This window comes from Paenibacillus periandrae (assembly GCF_022458865.1).
Lineage (GTDB): Bacteria > Bacillota > Bacilli > Paenibacillales > NBRC-103111 > Paenibacillus_S > Paenibacillus_S periandrae.
This window is the reverse complement of sequence record NZ_JAJNMU010000179.1, coordinates 1-278: the sequence shown is the minus strand read 5'-3', so window position 1 is coordinate 278 and position 278 is coordinate 1. Positions and strand designations below refer to the sequence as shown.

The 278-nt window shown below is 55.0% G+C and carries 1 rRNA gene; it reads right to left on the bottom strand.

From position 1 onward, the window contains the following. Positions 1-278, bottom strand: a 23S ribosomal RNA gene (locus LRL21_RS45130); the annotation flags it as partial.

Genomic DNA, 278 nt, shown 5'->3' with positions numbered 1-278 from the left:
TCCGCTACCCCCACCTCATCCCCGCATTTTTCAACATGCGTGGGTTCGGGCCTCCAGTGCGTGTTACCGCACCTTCACCCTGGGCAGGGGTAGATCACACGGTTTCGGGTCTACGTCCACGTACTACGATTTTCCGTAAGGAAATATCGATGCGCCCTATTCAGACTCGCTTTCGCTGCGGCTCCGGCTCTTCACCTTAACCTTGCACGGGAACGTAACTCGCCGGTTCATTCTACAAAAGGCACGCCATCACCCTTAAACGGGCTCTGACTTTTTGT